12 protein-coding genes are annotated in these 15,158 nt (G+C 70.5%); 6 read left to right on the top strand and 6 right to left on the bottom strand.

From position 1 onward, the window contains the following. The first annotated feature begins 289 nt into the window (after positions 1 to 289). The 5 genes from AB0C38_RS06550 to AB0C38_RS06530 all read left to right on the top strand — a co-directional run bounded on the left by AB0C38_RS06550 (position 290) and on the right by AB0C38_RS06530 (position 3,828). On the top strand, positions 290 to 1,021 hold the full coding sequence (locus tag AB0C38_RS06550; protein WP_360667385.1) for an OmpA family protein: 732 nt from the start codon (positions 290 to 292) through the stop codon (positions 1,019 to 1,021). Positions 1,022 to 1,033: 12 nt separating this feature from the next. Beyond that, the gene (locus AB0C38_RS06545) at positions 1,034 to 1,438 is read left to right on the top strand and encodes a hypothetical protein (RefSeq protein WP_360667382.1); all 405 of its coding nucleotides are present in this window, start codon (positions 1,034 to 1,036) and stop codon (positions 1,436 to 1,438) included. A 57-nt stretch (positions 1,439 to 1,495) separates the two neighbouring features. Continuing rightward, the gene (locus AB0C38_RS06540; protein WP_360667379.1) at positions 1,496 to 1,972 is read left to right on the top strand and encodes a hypothetical protein; all 477 of its coding nucleotides are present in this window, start codon (positions 1,496 to 1,498) and stop codon (positions 1,970 to 1,972) included. Next, entirely contained in the window at positions 1,969 to 2,853 is an 885-nt protein-coding gene (locus AB0C38_RS06535; protein WP_284746892.1) for a hypothetical protein, read from the top strand. Before AB0C38_RS06540 ends, AB0C38_RS06535 begins: the two co-directional genes overlap by 4 nt. A 306-nt stretch (positions 2,854 to 3,159) precedes the next feature. Continuing rightward, on the top strand, positions 3,160 to 3,828 hold the full coding sequence (locus AB0C38_RS06530) for a DUF4190 domain-containing protein (RefSeq protein WP_360667375.1): 669 nt from the start codon (positions 3,160 to 3,162) through the stop codon (positions 3,826 to 3,828). A gap of 305 nt (positions 3,829 to 4,133) precedes the next feature. Here AB0C38_RS06530 and AB0C38_RS06525 read toward each other — a convergent pair whose 3' ends face one another. The 6 genes from AB0C38_RS06525 to AB0C38_RS06500 form a co-directional block, all read right to left on the bottom strand. Then, the gene (locus AB0C38_RS06525; RefSeq protein WP_360667372.1) at positions 4,134 to 6,881 is read right to left on the bottom strand and encodes a BTAD domain-containing putative transcriptional regulator; all 2,748 of its coding nucleotides are present in this window, start codon (positions 6,879 to 6,881) and stop codon (positions 4,134 to 4,136) included. A 421-nt stretch (positions 6,882 to 7,302) separates the two neighbouring features. Then, complete coding sequence (gene thpD / locus AB0C38_RS06520) at positions 7,303 to 8,205, bottom strand: ectoine hydroxylase (RefSeq protein WP_360667368.1); 903 nt, start codon at positions 8,203 to 8,205, stop codon at positions 7,303 to 7,305. A gap of 36 nt (positions 8,206 to 8,241) precedes the next feature. Beyond that, positions 8,242 to 8,628 (bottom strand): ectoine synthase, encoded by a 387-nt coding sequence (locus AB0C38_RS06515; protein ID WP_360667365.1) that lies wholly within the window; start codon positions 8,626 to 8,628, stop codon positions 8,242 to 8,244. Positions 8,629 to 8,640: 12 nt separating this feature from the next. After that, complete coding sequence (ectB, locus tag AB0C38_RS06510; RefSeq protein WP_360667362.1) at positions 8,641 to 9,894, bottom strand: diaminobutyrate--2-oxoglutarate transaminase; 1,254 nt, start codon at positions 9,892 to 9,894, stop codon at positions 8,641 to 8,643. 14 nt (positions 9,895 to 9,908) lie between these two features. After that, positions 9,909 to 10,421, bottom strand: coding sequence for a diaminobutyrate acetyltransferase (gene ectA / locus AB0C38_RS06505; protein ID WP_360667555.1), 513 nt, complete (start codon positions 10,419 to 10,421; stop codon positions 9,909 to 9,911). 298 nt (positions 10,422 to 10,719) lie between these two features. Next, positions 10,720 to 13,677, bottom strand: coding sequence for a patatin-like protein (locus tag AB0C38_RS06500; protein ID WP_360667359.1), 2,958 nt, complete (start codon positions 13,675 to 13,677; stop codon positions 10,720 to 10,722). A 260-nt stretch (positions 13,678 to 13,937) separates the two neighbouring features. Here AB0C38_RS06500 and AB0C38_RS06495 point away from each other — a divergent pair, with 260 nt between their 5' ends. Beyond that, positions 13,938 to 15,149 carry a hypothetical protein gene (locus AB0C38_RS06495; protein WP_360667356.1) on the top strand — a complete coding sequence of 404 codons (1,212 nt, stop codon included), beginning with the start codon at positions 13,938 to 13,940 and terminating at the stop codon, positions 15,147 to 15,149. Positions 15,150 to 15,158 lie beyond the last annotated feature (9 nt).

The raw sequence follows: 15,158 nt of genomic DNA, 5'->3' as shown, positions 1-15,158 counted from the left end.
GCTGCGGTCATGAACGACCCTTTCACCTCGTCTGACGAGGTGAAAGGGTCGTTCATGACGTCCGGACTGCCGCCGCCCCGCTCGCTGGCCGCGCCCGAGCCCCCACAGACCTACCCCGCCGCTCCCTGGGGGGCCGCCCGCATCCAGCGTATCGGCCACCGCCGACGGAAAGTGCCGGAACGATCACAGGCCAGCCAGTTGTCCACATGTCGACTCGCCTGGGGACAACTTGTGGACGACCACTCTTCCCCGGCTCGCCAACCCGCCCCACCCGGCTTACAGTCCCCTTATGTCCGGTGGTCGTCGCTGGATCCTTGTGGTCCCGATCGCGGTGCTGGTCACCGCGTTGCTGGCGGGGGTCGTCACCTGGGCCCAAGCCGGGAACATCGAGCGCGATCTCGCCGCCGACACCCGGTCCGCGCTCGCCGGGGCCGGGCTCGCCAAGGGCAACGTCACCTTCGACGGCCGGGACGCCACCCTCAGCGGCTTCGCGCCCGACCAGGCCCTGCGCGCCCTCGAGGTCGTCCAGAACGTCGACGGGGTCCGGGCCGCCCAGCTGCAAGGCGACGTCACTCCCGTGGCCCCCAGCACGAAGCCGCCGACCAGCGCCCCCAGCACCAGCAGCCCGCCGCCGACCACCAGTGCGACCGCTCCGGCGCCGCCCACCGACAAGGCCGGGGTGCAGGCCGAGATCGACCGGATGCTCGCCGAGGCGCCGATCAGCTTCGTGCCGGACACCGCCCGGCTCACCCCCGAAGGCGAGCAGGCCGCCCGGACCGTCGCGATCGCCCTCGCCAAGTCGCCGGGCACCTTCCGGTACCGCGTCACCGGCCACGTCGGCCGGGGCCCCGGCGGCGAGAGCGCCGCCCTGAAGCTCTCCCGGGACCGCGCCAGGGCCGTCGCGCGGATCCTCACCACCAACGGGCTGACGGCCAAGCGCGTGACCTACCGGGGGCTCGGCGACACCCGCCCCGCCACCGGCGGCGAAGAAGACCGGCGCGTCGAGATCACGGTCGTTTAGGGGTGATGGCGGATGGTGTGGCTGTTCGGGCAGATCTGGCTCTGGCTGATCGTCGCCTTCGCCCTCGGCGCGCTCACCTCGTGGCTCGTCCTGCGCACCGCGCAGCGCCCCAAGCCCGCCGCCCCTGAGCCCGCGGAAGACGTCTACTACGAACCCGAGCCCGAACCGCTGGCGGCCGAGCAGACGCAGTTCATCCCCGCGGCCTGGATGCAGCCCGAGGCCGACCGGACCGAACCCGTCCACGACGACGAAGAGCCCGAACCCGCCGGCCACCGCGAAGGCCGGCTGCCGCTGCCGCCGCAGCGCGGGGCGCAGGCCGAGGACTGGCCCACCGAGGAAGAACCCGCCTGGCCGGAGGCCGACGACCTCCCGGAAGCGACCCCGCGGTGGCCGCACCAGCCTGGCCGCGGTGGCTGACACCCATCCTGGTAAGTTCGGCTACGCACTGTGAGCGAGGCCTGAGGAGGGGGTGGCGTGGCGCTCCCCCATTGGACGCCCCAGCTGGTCCTCCCGCCGGGCCGCCACGCCTGCGACCTCGCCGACGTCTACGAACGCCTGGTCTTCGACGCCCCGCACCAGAACGAGCGCGAGATCCTCTTCAGCGCGCTCAACAGCTACCTCGGCGTGGCCCGGCGAATCATGCCGACCGGCCGCGCCTGGGTCGGCGGCGAGCTCATCACCCGGACCGCCCACCCGCCGCGCGGCCTCGACGTCGTCCTCGTCCCGGACGAGTGGGGCGCACTGAAGCGGCTCGACGACGCCGGCCGCTCGGCGCTGTACGGCCTGCTCACGCTGCGCGGCGTGATCGTCGGGCAGCCCGCGATGTACCTCGACAAGGTCCAGCCGGTCGGGGGCATGCTGGACGGCTTCCTGTGCCGGCCCGGCGACGAGGACGTCTGGGCCGAGGTCTGGGCCGAAGGCGGCAGGGGCTACCCGGAGATGGTCTGGTGAGGAACGAGTTCCGGCGCATCGCCGACGAGATCCCCGGTGGCACGTGGCTCGACGACCTCGCGCGCGCCTCGGCGATGGCGGCGAACGCCAAGTTCGAGCGGACGTCCCGGTCGCCGCTGCTGCACGTCTCGGTGATCGGCGAGCAGAGCATCGACGCCTACACCTTCTCCGACATCAGCCGCGCGCTGCAGGACGCGACGGCCAAGATCGGGCACATCATCCGGAACCCGTCCGGCGAAGTCACGATCGTCCAGCAGGCCGACCGCGACAAGGCGCCGCTGATCCAGCGCGGCCAGGCGGGCAACGCGATCTTCTTCGGGTTCCCCGAGCTCGAGTCGGTCGACGACGCGCTGATCGTCGACGGCATCGAGACGCTGTCCGAGCGCGCCGTCAAGGAGCTGTGCGACTTCCTGCCGGCGAACGGGTCGGACGACGGCGCGCTCGACGCCGTGCTGCTGCAGCGCGACACCGTCCGCAACGCCGTGAGCGACATCGTCAACGCCGTCGCGAAGAACGCCGGTATCGGCATGGCGCTGACGCCGACCGCGGGCGAGCAGGTCACGCGCAGCATGACGACCGAGCAGGCGCGGATCCTGCAGGGCAGCCTCCGGGAGTCGCGCGAGGCCGTCGGCTACGAGACGGTGCGCGGGCGGCTCGACGGCGTCCGCACCCGGCGCCGGATCTTCTACCTCGACCGTGAGTCGGGCGGGACGATCCAGGGCGCGGTGGCCGAGGACCTGCTCGACGAGATCAAGGAGAACCTCGACCGCCCGGTGACCGCGCGGTTGCGCGTCGTACGCACCACGACGATCGACGGACGCCGGGGCCGTCCCGTTTTCGAGCTCCTCGAAATCACGCCCGAAGTAAGCCTTTTCGACTGATAAGTCGGGTATACGACTTTCGGCGTGCGCAACGGTACCGACACTCGTCGTAGGCTCCACGGCGGTATCCGGATCTCCGCAGGATATTTACGATACCCGCTGCGAGGACGCAGAATCGGCCGCCGAACAGTGGGAACTCCGATATTCTTCCCATTGATCACCGGGCCACACCCTGCGCGCGTTGTCAGGAAATACCGATACCTGGCACGAAATGGTGGGACAATGACTTTTTCCGGAATGTAACAATTTCGTTCGCGGGCACTCTGATGGGTTAACGTCGTCGCACTCCCACCCGAAGGGGTTCGCATGATGACCGACCCGCAGTACCCGCCGCCGACCGCTGCCCGCCACGGGCGGCCCGCACCACCGGTGACGGCCACGGAGCGTCGTCAGGCCAACGCGAAGCCCGGACGGAACATCCTCGCGATCGTCAGCCTGGTGCTCGGCGTGGCCGCCCTGGTTGTCGCGTTCGTCCCGGACATCGGATTCGTCGCGTGGCCGCTGGCCGGGATCGGGCTCGTGCTGGCGGTCGTCGGGCTGGTCCAGGTCAAGAAGGGTGCGGTGGGCGATCGCGGGCTGGCGATCACCGCCACCGCCGTCTCGGTCGCGGCGCTGCTCTCGACCGGGGGGATGCTGGCGTATTCGACCTTCCTCGGCGGCGGCGAATCCGGGCTGCACATGCCCGCGGTGGCCGGCGACAAGCACACCGTGACGTTCCAGGTGACCTCCGCCGGCGGCGCGACCGTGCGTTACGGCAGCCTGTCGGACCAGCGCACGGAAAACTCTCCCGCGAGCACCGACGCGTGGCAGGGCGGGGCGTCCTACAACAATGGTTCGTACCTGCTGACGCTGACCGCGGACACCCGCAATTCGCAACTCAACAACGAAATCAACTGCGCCATTCTGGTCGACGGCAAGAAGGTCGCGGAAAACAGCGGGACGACGATCGCGCTCTGCACCGCGAACGTGGGCTGAGCCGCGGCGACCGCGAGCCTGGCGACCGGCCGGCCTACCCCCACGTCGGCCGGCCGGGCCGCCACGAGCCGCTCCTGGCGGCTCCCGGCCCCGGCGGGGTTTTCCCGCACGGGGCCCGGCGCCGGCGTCTCAGCCTGCCCCTCCCCTAGGGCTCAGCCGGCACTGCCGAACCTACGCGGACGCCGCCCCGGGGCACTAAGAATCCACTAAGGATCGACCCCGGATGCCGGGTCCGTGATCCATTCGCAACCGGCAATTCTCTTCACGAATGTTGATCACCGCTGGAAAGTTGTCACGCGAAATCTTCACTGCAGTTCGGCGAGCTCGGTCCGGACCTCACCGACCAGCTTCGGATGCACCCGCTCGTAAATGCGCACCGACAACGCCAGCTGCTCCCGCGCGCCGTCGAGATCACCGCGTGCCCGCAGCACCCGGCCCAGCGTCAGCCGCAGTGCGCCCTCACGCGCCGCGAACTCGCGGCTGATCGCCAGGTCGATCGCCTCCCAGACGTAGCGCTCCGCCGCCTCGACGTCGCCGGCCCGGAGGCTGAGCTCGGCCAGCTTGTCCAGCGAGACGACCAGCCGGTCGTCGTCGCCCAGCGAGCGGTCGATCGCCAGGCCCGCCAGCTGGTGGGCGATCGCGTCGGGCAGGCGGCCCGCCCGCTTCTCCGCCTGCGCGCAGCTGCTGAGCGCCTGACCGCGCAGCGTGACATCGGCGGCCTCCGCGATCGCCTTGGCCAGCCGGTCGATGGCCTTCTCGTGCTCGCCGCGCCGGCTCAGCGCGCGGCCGAGATGCAGGTCGACCGAGGTGACCAGGCGCTCGTCGGCGTGCCCGGCGGACAGCTCCAGCGCCCGCTCGGCGTCGGCCAGGCCGGCGCCCGGCAGCTCGAACGTCAGCGCGATCTCGCACCGCGCGAGCCGCAGCCAGCACTGCCCGGCGACGTCGCCCGCGGCTTCGGCGGCGGCGACGCCGAGGTCGGCCATCCGCGTCCACTCGTCCAGCAGCGGGCTGGCGACGCGGTAACCGTGCCCGATCCGCGCCAGCCGCCAGACGTCGTCGTAGCGGCCGGCGGCGTACGCGGCGTCCAGGGCCGCGAGCAGGTTCGGCCACTCGGCCGCGAACCACTCGCGCGCCTCGGCGAAGCCGGCCAGCGGCGGCATCGCCTCGTCGGCGAGCACGCCGGTGAAGTCGAGCGGGTCGGCGACGTGCCCCAGCCGGCGCCGCGCCCGGTCTGCCACCGCCTGGTAATAGCGGACCGTCCAGCCGATCGCCTCGTCGCGCTCCTTCTCGTCGAGCTCCCGTTCCGCGAGCTCACGCAGGTAGAGCCAGACGAGGTCGTGCGGGGCGAAGACGTCCCGGGCGGTCTCGGCGATCAGGTTGTGCGCGGCCAGCGCGCGCAGCCGCCGCCGGGCCTCGGCCACCGGGATCTGCGCCACCGCGGCCATCAGGTGCGGCCCGACCATGACCCCGGGCACCGCGCCGAGCTGCAGGAACGTCTCGGCGATCTCGCCGGGCAAACCGCGGAAGGAGACGTCGAAGGCGGCGCGCACCCCGTCGTCGGCGCCGTCGACCTGCAGCCCGGCCAGCCGCGTCCGCTCGTTGCCCAGCTCGTCGACCAGCTCCTCGGCGGTGCGCTGCGGGCTGGCCGAGAGCCGGGCCCCGGCGATCCGCAGCGCGAGCGGGAGGTAGCCGCAGAGCCGGGCGAGCGTGTGGTTGTGCCCGGCCGGGCCGGCGAGCTCCTCGATGAGCTGAACGGCGTGCTCGGGCGCGAGCGTGCCGAGGACGCGCTGCTTGGCCGCGTTCGACACCGCGAGCCCGTCGAGGCGCGACCGGCTGGTCACCACCGTCATCGTCCGCGCGCTCGGCGGCAGCAGCGGGCGCACCTGCTCGGCCGTCCGGGCGTCGTCGAGCAGCACGAGCATCCGCCGTCCGGCGATCAACGACCGGTAGAGCGCGACGCGTTCGTGCAGCCGCTCGGGGATCTTCGCGGTTTCGACGCCGAGGCCGAGCAGGAATTGGGTAAGCAGCTCGGCGGGCTCGAGCGGCGGATGGTGCGGGTCGAAGCCGCGCAGCGACGCGAACAGGACGCCGTCCGGGAACCGCCGCGCGACCCGGTGCGCCCACCACACGACGAGGGTGCTCTTGCCGACCCCGGCGGTCCCGGTGACGATGGCGATCGTGGTCTCGCCGGCCTCGGCGCGGGCGACCAGGCCGTCGAGCCAGGCCAGCTCGCCGGCGCGCCCGGCCAGGCTCGGCACCGCGGCGGGCAGCTGCGAGATCGGCTTGCGCGGCTCGTCGGCGGCGGCCGGGGTGGCGACGTTCCGGGCCGGGAGGTCGTCGTTGAGCACCCGCTCGTGCAGCCAGCGCAGCTCGGCGCCCGGCTCGACGCCCAGGGTGCGGAGGGTGGCGCGCGAGACGGTCCGGTACAGCTCGAGCGCGTCCCCGCGGCGCCCGGCGTGGTACAGCGCCCGCATGAGCTGGCCGGCGGTCCGCTCGGCGAGGGGATCGGCGCGGACGATCGGGCTCAGCTCGACGATCAGCTCGGCGTGCCGGCCGAGCTCGAGGTCGGCGTCGACGCGGGCGCCGTGCACGGCCAGGCGGAGGTCCTCCAGCTCGGGCGCCTGCAACGACTCGGGCACGCCGCCCAGCGCCGGTCCCTGCCAGAGCGCGAGGGCCTCGGCCAGCGACGCGGCCGCGACCTCCGGAGTGGCCAGCGACGCGCGGTCCAGCAAGGTGCGCGCCCGGTGGACGTCGATCCGGTCGGGCTCGACGTCCAGGCGGTAGCCCGGCGGGGTGGTCAGGATGCTCGGGCCGTCGATGTCACGGAGGATCCGCCGCAGGTGGGAGACGTTGCCGTGGACGATGGTCCGCGCGGTGGCGGGCGGGTCGTGGCCCCAGAGGGCGTCGATGATCTCGTCGAGGCCGACGACCTTGCCGGGCTTGAGCGCGAGCAGGGCGAGCAGGCCGCGGACCCCGGGGCCGCCGATCGGGACGGCGACGTCACCGTCGAAGAGCTGGACGGGCCCGAGCAGCTGGAACCGGCATTCGGCCATGCTCGCGCCCACCTCCCCGGGGGTTCACGGTCGGATCGGCGTCTCCCTCGCCGGAAAATCAACCTACCGTGGTCACCGGCTGTCCAGCAGGCCCGGTACCAGGAGTTTTGGGGCTTCTGCGGATTCCGCAGCGCAGGCGCGGAAGGGGTGCGGCATCCTCCGGCGACCCCCGGGCATGACACGACCCCGCACCATCGGTCCCGATCCGCTGGTGCGGGGTCGTGATGAAACTCCGGCCGGGCCGCCAGGGGGCGCGGTCCGCCCGCCGTCACCGCCGGCGACCGGGCAGGTGTGCTCACCCCGAGCGAAGCACCCGCCGCCAGTCGTCAGCGAAGACGTCTGTTGCGCGGGCCACACGCCCGCGCGGTGGCGACACGGTAACAAAGCGCACCGGATCAGTCACCGCCGGGTTGTGTGTGACTTAACGCGAAATCGGTGTCGAGTCACGGCCGGCGATGAACGCCGGCCGCGGCGCACTCGCCGCGAACGGCTGGTCCAGGGCGTTCTCCACGCTGTTGAACACCAGGAAGATGTTCGAGCGCGGATACGGGGTGATGTTGTTCCCGGAGCCGTGCATGATGTTCGAGTCGAACCACAGCGCCGAGCCCGCCTGGCCGGTGAACTGGTCGATGCCGTGCTCGGCCGCCATCTGCGTGATGTCGTCTTCGCTCGGCACGCCCACCCGCTGGTCCTTGAGCGACGCCTTGTAGTTCGCCTCCGGCGTCTCGCCGGCGCACTGGACGAACGTCCGGTGCGAGCCCGGCATGATCATCAGGCCGCCGTTGAACGGGTAGTTGTCGGTCAGCGCGATGGAGCAGCTCACCGCACGCGGGGTGGGCATGCCGTCCTCCGCGTGCCAGGTTTCGAAGTCCGAGTGCCAGTAGAACCCGGTGCCCTTGAAGCCCGGCATGTAGTTGACGCGGCTCTGGTGGATGTACACCTCGGAGCCGAGCAGCTGCCGGGCCCGGTCCAGCACGCGCGGGTCGCGCACCAGCTCGGCGATCAGGGCCGAGATCTCGTGGACGTCGAAGATCGACCGGACTTCACCGGTCCTCGCTTCGGTGATGACGCGCTCGTCCCGGGCCAGCTCCTTGTCGGAGGACAGCCGCACCAGCTCCTGCCAGTACGTCTGGACCTCGCCGACCGAGAGCGTGTCCTCGACGACCGTGTAGCCCTTGGTCTCGTGGTTCGCCAGGGTGGCGGCGTCGATCGGACCATCGGCTTCGGTACCCCACACGGTGGGGTGCACGCGCGGCAGCTGGGCCGGCGTACCGGTGATCCGGGTCGGGTAACCGTCGTCGACCCGGGTGTCCATCAGCGTCACGGGGTTCGCCTCCTGTTTCCTCTCCCGTTTCCGTCGTCACTCGGTGATGAGCGGGTACACGCCGTTCTCGTCGTGGACCTCGCGGCCGGTCACCGGCGGGTTGAACACGCACACGCACTTGATCTCGGTCCGCGGCCGGACCTGGTGCTTGTCGTGGTCGTTGAGCAGGTAGAGCGTGCCGGGCTTGAGGTCGTACACCTTGCCGGTGGCCAGGTCCTCGACCTCGCCCTCACCGGAGGTGATGAACACGGCCTCGATGTGGTTGGCGTACCAGAAGTCGTTGACCGTCCCGGCGTACAGCGTGGTCTCGTGCACCGAGAAGCCGACGCCCTCCTTGGCCAGGATGATGCGCTTGCTGCGCCAGTTCGGGGTCTTGATGTCGGCGTCGGTGTCGGTCACCTCGTCGAGCGTGCGGACGAGCACGGGCGAACTCCTTTACTTCTTCAGGACGGCCTTGATGGACTCGTCGATGATCGACAAGCCCTGCGTCAGCTCGTCGTCGGTCAGGGTGAGCGGCGGCAGAAGCTTCATGACTTCGCCGTCGGGGCCGGAGGTTTCCATCAGCAGGCCGCGCGCGAACGCTTCGGCGCAGACCCGGCCGGCCAGGTCGCCGTTCTCGAACCCGAGGCCGCGCGCCAGGCCGCGGCCCTTGGCGACCAGGTTCGCCTCCGGGTAGGCCTCGACGATCCCCGAGAAGGCGGCGGCGATGCGCTCGCCCTTCGCCTTGGTCGACTTCTCGAGCTCGTCGTCGCTCCAGTAGGTGTTGATCGCCTCGGTCGCGGTGACGAACGCGGGGCTGATGCCGCGGAAGGTGCCGTTGTGCTCGCCCGGCTCCCAGACGTCGAGCTCCGGCTTGATCAGCGTCAGCGCCATCGGGATGCCGTAGCCGCCGATGGACTTCGACAGGCAGATGATGTCCGGCGAGATCCCGGCGTCCTCGAAGCTGAAGAACGGGCCGGTGCGGCCGCAGCCCATCTGGACGTCGTCGAGGATCAGCAGGATGTTGTGGCGCTTGCAGAGGTCGTCGAGACCCTTCAGCCACTCCAGGCGCGCGGCGTTGATGCCGCCCTCGCCCTGGACGCCTTCGACGATCACCGCGGCCGGCTCGTTGAGCCCGCTGCCGGAGTCCTCGAGGAGCTTCTCGAAGTAGAGGAAGTCCGGCATGGCGCCGTCGAAGTACTGGTCGTACGGCATCGGCGTGGCGTGCACCAGCGGGATGCCCGCGGCGCCGCGCTTCATCGAGTTGCCGGTGACCGACAGCGCGCCGAGCGTCATGCCGTGGAAGGCGTTGGTGAAGTTGATGACCGATTCCTTGCCGGTCACCTTGCGCGCCAGCTTCAGCGCCGCTTCGACGGCGTTCGCGCCACCCGGACCCGGGAACACGACCTTGTAGTTCATGCCGCGCGGGTCGAGGATCTTGTCGCGGAAGGTCTGCAGGAAGTCGCGCTTGGCCACGGTGTACATGTCCAGCGCGTGCGTGACGCCGTCGCGCTGGATGTAGTCGATCAGCGCCTGCTTCAGCTGCGGGTTGTTGTGCCCGTAGTTCAGCGCGCCGGCGCCGGCGAAGAAGTCCAGATAGGCCTTTCCGCTCTCGTCGTAGAGCCAGCTGCCCTGGGCGCGGTCGAACACGACCGGCCAGCCGCGGCTGTAGCTGCGGACCTCGGATTCGAGCTCTTCGAAGATGCTCATGGCGTTCTTTTCTCCTACTCGCCCGGATCTGTGCGTACTGAGAGCGGACCGATGCGGTAAAGCTCTTCCGGCAGATGTTCACCGTCGCCGGGGAAATCCGCGCCGGCGAACAGCACCGTGGTTTCCACCGACGCCTCCCAGCGCTTCGCGAAGGAGGTGAACAGCCGGATGGACGCTTCGTTGTCCGGGGTGATGGTGGTCTCGAGGTAACGCACCCCGGTGGCGACGAGCCGCGTGTACAGGGCGTCCAGCAGCTTGCCGGCCAGGCCCTTTCCCCGCTGGGACGCGTCGACCGCGACCTGCCAGACGAACCCGACGTCGGGTTCCCCCGGCCGGCGGTAGCCGGTCACGAATCCGACCGCCTTGCCGTCTTCGCGCGCGACCACCGATGTCTCGGCGAAATCGCGGCACCACAGCATGTATGCGTACGGCGAGTTGAGATCGAGCTTGGCGGAATCACGCGCGATTCGCCACAGCTGCGCGCCGTCCGCCTTGGTCGGCGATTCGATCAAGTGCGTTACGGACATACTCAGGAAACGTAACAGAGAATTTTCGACCTGCCAGCGACGCAGCTCACGGACCCCGCAATGACCTGGGGCGACGCGGAGTACCCGGTGAGCAGTCCCACAAACATGTTTGAAGTGGACGGTTCCGGGGCATACGTGCGGCTCGGTCGCGCGCTCGTGGTCCACGACCTACCCGCACCATGACCCTTCGGGCCGGTGATCGCAAGGCGACGGGCCGTATTCCGCACGAGTCCGCACGAGCGGCGCCTTCGACCGGACAGCTCGCGCCGGGGAGGGCCGCTGACGGCGAATCGTCCGGTCAGGCGCGACGGCGGCTCCGCAGCCGGCGCCAGATCCCGGCCACCGGCATCACGACCGCGGGCAGGATCAGCAGCCCGGAAACGACGAGCCACCACACCGCGCCCTCGCCCCGGCGCCAGCCCGCCACCACGTTCCCCAGCCAGCCGAAGAACGGCTGGGCGATCGGGGGCAGGAACGACGCCAGCAACAGCGCCGCCACCACGACTACGCCCAGGACCGCGAACAGCCGGCGTGCGGTGCGGCCCATCGTCAGCACCGCCGTCGCGAGGTAGATGACCGCGCCCGCCAGCACCGGGAGGCCGATCCACTGCAGGATCGCGCCGCCGCTGTCGCCGAGCACCAGGCCGGCCAGCAGCGCCAGCACGCCCGCCGCCAGCGAACCCGGGGTCCCCAGCTTGGACGCGCTCTGCGTGACCTTCGCCGTGCTCCGGGCCACTGTCCGCAGGATGCCGGCGACCGTCTTCGGCCAGCCGCCGGGCAGGTGGAACGCCACCGTCCCCGCGTTGACCGTCGCGGCGCCGAGCTTGACCAGCGTGCGCGTCAGCTGCGCCGTGCCCTGCTCGCCCGCGAGCTTCTCCGCCGACACCTGGCACACCTGGAACACGCGCTGGGCGGCGGCCGCGTCGGCGATCGGCTGCGCGGCCCGCGCGCGGAACCCGGCCGAGGCCGCGCCGCTGCCGCCGCTCACCTTGACGTCGGCGGCCGCCTGCGCCGCGACGACCGGCAGCTCCTCCGCGGCGATCTCCGCCTGGCGGGTGCGGGCCAGCACCATCGCCGTCACCGGCATGCTGACCGGCCGATCGGTGGTGAAGTCCACAGCGTCGAGCTGCGAGTCCAGCCCGAGGAACGCCAGCTCGGCGTCGAGCTGGCCGGTCAGCTCGCCCACCTCGGCGGGCTCAGCGTTGTCGTCGCGGCCGGGCCCGCGCCAGACCGGCTTCAGCGCGGTTTTGAGTTCTTCGCGGAAGGCTTCTGCCCCGACGAGGTCGCGCAGGGTCTCCAGCCGCCGCGGGTCGAGCAGGCACTGCACCAGCCAGCCGGCACCGTCGACGCGGCCCCACATCCAGTCGCTGGCGCGCCACGAAGCCTTGTAGAACGCGCCGAAGTTGTCCGCCTGCATCCCGGTCAGCTTGTCCCACGACCGGCGGCGCTTCAGGTCCAGCAACGTTCGCGAATCGGCGCTGACCTGCACGAGCTCGACCCGCTGGTCGACCGACGGCGCCTGCGCGAGCAGCCCGCGCGTCGCGACGTGCAGGCCGAGCAGCCGCGCCTGGACGACGTCGTCACCGCCGTCGGGCAGGGCCAGCCAGTCGAGCAGCGTCTTCACCGTGCCGTCTTCCGCTGCCTCGGTCAGCGCCCGCAGCGTCGGCGCCGCGGCTCGCAACGCGGTGACGACCATCGGCCAGGCCTGCGCGACGACGTCCGAGCGGCCGAGCCCGGCCCACTCCTCGGCGAGTTCGCGGATCCACACCTCGAGGGTGCTGCTCGCGCCAGGTTCGTCGTGCCCCGCGACCCACTGGGCCAGCCGCGTGCTCCGGGCGGACGTCTTCCGCGCCGCGTGCAGCCCCGCCCGCGCGTCGTTGAGCTCTTTCGCCTGCGTGGGGTCGGGGCCGGCCCGGAACCCGGCGTTGATCAGCTGCAACCCGGTCGCCACGGCGTCGTCGAGCGCGCTCGTGCGGTAGGCGACGAGGTCCGCCACGGTCATGCTCGCCGACGGCGGCTCGGGCGGGATGCCACTGCTCAGCCCGGCCACGGCGACCGCGCGCAGCTGCTGCGACATTCCCGAAGCCCACTCCCGGTCTTCGGTGTCCACATCGGACAGTGCGTAGCGCCGGGTGGCCGCCTGGACCAGCTCGGCGGCGTCTTCGGCGGTCCGCCGGTCCAGGTAGGCGGTCGCGATCCCCTTGTCGATCAGGCACTCCGGACCGCCGCGCAAACCCAGCGCCGCCAGCGAGACGCGGGTGTCGCGGGTCCGGACGACGGCGTCGTTGTGCCGGGTGAGGTCCTCGAGCTCGGCGCTGATCGACTGGCTCATCACCGTCGAGACGACCTTGCTCATCGCGTTCGACAGCAGCGGCGGGTTCGCCGCGTCACAGGCGATCTCGGTCGCCTCCCGTTCGCCGGCGGGCACGACGTAGAGCAGCAGGCGCCGGACGTCCGCGTGCGATGGGCGTTCGAAGATCTCCCGCAGCGCCGGCCGCAGCGGCTTGTTGAGCAGCACCCCGCCGTCGGTGAGCCAGTGCGACCGGGTCAGGTCGGTGTAGGCGGTCATGTCGGGGTGCAGCTCGTCGGTGCCGGCGGCCCCGATCGGCATCCGCGACAGCTCGAAGGCGCCCGGGAACGACGCCGTCGAGCGCGCGGCGAGCGCCAGCGGGCCCTGCACCCCCTGCGTCCACAATGGACCATCGAAACGGAAGAGCATCCGGTGTTCGGTGTCCCGCACGAGGTTCCCGAGCGCGTCGTCGAACCGGGTGGTCTCACCGTCGATCATGGTGCCGGTGAGCAGCACGGTGACGTCCGGCGGCTCGGCGGGTGCGGAGCCGGAGTCGGTGATCCGGTGCAGCGCCCGCTCGAAGTCGCCGAGCAGCACGCGATCGCCGTCGAGAATGGACCGCGGCTGCGCCTCGGCGGGGTCTCGCACGAGGTTCTCCAGCGAGCCGATCTCGAGCCAGGTGTCCCGCAGGACCTGCGGCGTGGAACCGAAGGCTTCGGCCAGGCCGAGACAAGCGGCATTGACCCCACCGGCGCTGGTCCCGGTGAGGACGTCGATGGACACCGTGGCCCGCAGGAGGTCGAGCAGCTTGCGGTAGAGCCCGGCTTCGGCGTCCCCCCTGGACTCGCGCAGCAGCTGCGACGTCTCGGTGGCGACGCCGCCCATCCAGATGGCGAGGCTGGCGCCGCCCACCATCGTCATCGCCAGGCGGATCTCCTGCGGCCACGGTTCGGCTGTCTGAGGCATGGGCTCCCCCGCCCGTCGTCGTCCTGACGCACATTAGAGGCGCAAGGTAAGCGCGGGGATACGGCCAGGTGTACGGCCGTTCGGGTGGACTTGCTCGCCCGTCAGGCGGCCAGGTGCTCCAGCAACAGCACCTGTCCCCGGAGAGCCGGGTGATGAGCTACTTCGAGCACTTTCGCACAGGCAGCGGATACGACGTTGCCGGCTTGCCAGGACCGTGCGTGTGGTGCACACGCTGTCGGTTCGAGGGCTAAAATGCGAAAATGCCCACCGCAGATCTGCGAGTCTTCCGCTGCACCAGCGGCTACAACAGCGCTGGTGAACACGTTCTCGAAGACGCCGTGTTCGACCGGCAAGGGCCGATGCCGATCCGGATTCCCAGTCTGCTCGAGGTCAACGCGCTCGCGACACCCCTGCACCGCGCCTTGACGTACCGGCTCAAACAACACGAACTGAACCTTGTCCTCAGTTTTCTGAAGGCACGGCCGACCGGCGGAGTCGCTGCTCGTCTCGATGATCTGAGAGCGGCGGCCCGTCACATCCGAGGCTTCGTCATCGAATCCGTGGGGATGGGTATGCTCACCGCAACGATGCGTGATTTCTACCGCTGGAGCGGCAACCACGAACACCTCGAACACTTCGACGCACTGCCGCTTCACATCAAGGGCAATTACCTCCGGGGCGGGGTCCGCCCGGATCTGCTGTTTCTCGACCCATTCGCGCCGAAGAACAGAATTGCCGGTGAAGCACGCGGAAGGTCGACGAAACCGCTCGCGAGCTCGATGCCCTCGAAAGCACAACAGCAACGGCTCGACGAGATCCTCGACTGGTCCGCCCGGCACAGCTACCACCCGGTCACGATGGCGTGGACCTGCTTCGGCGGGCCCACATTGAGTGTCGACCTGTTCCACATAGAGTTCCCACCGCCGGCGCAGCGGCGGTCCACACGGCCGCCCGACACGCCCGCCCCAACCGGATCGCGCCCCCGGAAGGAGCGCTCCACCCGACGCCCGGGAATGCCTCCCTCTGCCGACGAGGAGTCCGGCCGCATACCACGGTCCCGCAACGGAGCTGATCGCGTCGAACAGAGGCCTCGCGAAGAGAGCTCCTTCTCCGATCAGGAAGACGACCGCGACGAGGTGCGAGGCTTGCAGGCAAATGTCACGACGAGCATCGAGCGCCTCTGGAGAACAGCGCCACCAGGAGATCGGACACAGGTCTTCAACGAGGGTCCAGTACGCGGAGATTGGGTATCCGCGAATCTGCTCGGGGCGGCCAGGACTCACCTCTTCCTGGGTGTCCTCGGCGAAGAGCCACCGGCGGCCTTTCAAAGACGGCTCAGAGAACGCTCAGCGGACTCCGACGCGATCTTCGATCCTATTCAAGTCGACGTGCTCGGGCGCTTGATCATCGCGGTATCACTCGACAGCGAAGCCCCACCACTCTGGCAAGAGGTAGCTGCGCGCCTCGGCTGAGGCCAAGCC

The sequence above is a fragment of the Amycolatopsis sp. NPDC048633 genome, assembly GCF_040650695.1.
Lineage (GTDB): Bacteria > Actinomycetota > Actinomycetes > Mycobacteriales > Pseudonocardiaceae > Amycolatopsis.
The sequence above is the reverse complement of the archived record's forward strand: the minus strand, read 5'-3'. Positions and strand labels throughout refer to the sequence as shown.

Coding starts and splice junctions, on each gene's coding strand:
- AB0C38_RS06550 (WP_360667385.1), top strand. CDS start 290: ATGTCCGGTGGTCGTCGCTGGATCCTTGTGGTCCCGATCGCGGTGCTG.
- AB0C38_RS06545 (WP_360667382.1), top strand. CDS start 1,034: ATGGTGTGGCTGTTCGGGCAGATCTGGCTCTGGCTGATCGTCGCCTTC.
- AB0C38_RS06530 (WP_360667375.1), top strand. CDS start 3,160: ATGATGACCGACCCGCAGTACCCGCCGCCGACCGCTGCCCGCCACGGG.
- AB0C38_RS06525 (WP_360667372.1), bottom strand. CDS start 6,881: ATGGCCGAATGCCGGTTCCAGCTGCTCGGGCCCGTCCAGCTCTTCGAC.
- ectB (WP_360667362.1), bottom strand. CDS start 9,894: ATGAGCATCTTCGAAGAGCTCGAATCCGAGGTCCGCAGCTACAGCCGC.
- ectA (WP_360667555.1), bottom strand. CDS start 10,421: ATGTCCGTAACGCACTTGATCGAATCGCCGACCAAGGCGGACGGCGCG.
- AB0C38_RS06500 (WP_360667359.1), bottom strand. CDS start 13,677: ATGCCTCAGACAGCCGAACCGTGGCCGCAGGAGATCCGCCTGGCGATG.
- AB0C38_RS06495 (WP_360667356.1), top strand. CDS start 13,938: ATGCCCACCGCAGATCTGCGAGTCTTCCGCTGCACCAGCGGCTACAAC.